Below are 1,266 nucleotides of genomic sequence, written 5' to 3' on the forward strand. Positions count from 1 at the left end.
TGTAGTGGTCAACTAATTTTGGCCACAGTTTTAGAATCTTGATATCTAACCTCAGATTCATTCGGCGCTAAACCAGCATTATAATGATGTGGTCTAACATTATTGTAATATCCGTTTATATAATCACTCACACTATATTTAGCGTCTCTAAAGTTTTCATATCCAACTTTTGGCATCCATTCCGTCTTAAAGCTTCTAAAAAATCGTTCCATTGGCGCATTATCCCAACAGTTTCCGCGCCTACTCATACTTTGTTTGATTTTATAGCGCCATAAACGTTGGCGATATTTCAAACTTGTATAATGACTACCTTGGTCTGAATGAAACATCAGTCCTGACGGTTTCCCTCTGCTTTCATACGCGAGTTCAAGCGCTTTTAATGTTAAATTAGTATCTGGTGACAATGACATCGCCCAACCAACTACTTTGCGTGCAAATAAATCAATAACGACGGCTAAATAGGCCCAACGATTGCCTGTCCAAATATACGTCACATCACCGCACCATACGGTATCTGGCTCAACAACATCAAACTGTCTATCGAGCAGGTTTGGGATTTCAAGATGCTCATTACCACCCCTTTTATATTGATGCTGTGGTACTTGGCAGCTCTCTAGTTTTAGTTTAACCATTAGCTTAGCGGCGCGATAACGGCTTAATTCAAAATCGTTATTCGTTGCGATTGCCGCGATCGTTCGCGCTCCAGCTGAACCACCGCTCATTGCATGTATGGCTTTGACTTCAGCTTCTAGCCTTATTTGCTCTGGTGTCGGCGTTGTATCCCGTATGGCCCAATATTTATAGCTGCTGCGATGCACATTAAATACGCTACACAACACGCTAATTGGGTAACGCTCTCTTTGATTTAACTTTTCAATTAACGAGAATTGTTCAGGGAGTCGGACATCAAGAGAGCGGTAGCCTTTTTTAATATATCCTTTTCTAATTCAATGCGTTGGATTTGTTTTTTAAGCTCACGAATTTCAATTTGTTCGGGTGTCATTGGTGATGCAGTGGGAGTCTGGCCATTCCGTTCTTGCTTTAATTGAGTTACCCACTTACTTACAGTTGATTTACCAACCCCCATAACCTTAGCTGCATCTTCTTGCGTATAGCCTTGATCAACTACAAGCTGAGCTGTCTCTAATTTTATTGCTGCAGAATACGTTGCGCGTTTTAATTTCGTCATTTTTTCACCCAAATTTGTATGCTTATTAGCATAACATTTCTTTCTTAATGGGTGGCCAAATTAACTATGCCACTATA

At 40.4% G+C, this 1,266-nt stretch carries 1 protein-coding gene; it reads right to left on the minus strand.

The genetic code is table 11. From position 1 onward, the window contains the following. Nucleotides 1–8 precede the first annotated feature (8 nt). Nucleotides 9–1,189 (minus strand): IS3 family transposase gene (locus tag H5157_RS20550; RefSeq protein WP_152554844.1). Its coding sequence is split into 2 segments (ribosomal slippage): nucleotides 9–931 and nucleotides 931–1,189, totalling 1,182 coding nucleotides; the frame shifts between segments, so codons are not numbered across the junction. Nucleotides 1,190–1,266 lie beyond the last annotated feature (77 nt).

It is taken from the genome of Pseudoalteromonas sp. SG43-3, assembly GCF_014164385.1.
Classification (GTDB): domain Bacteria; phylum Pseudomonadota; class Gammaproteobacteria; order Enterobacterales; family Alteromonadaceae; genus Pseudoalteromonas; species Pseudoalteromonas distincta.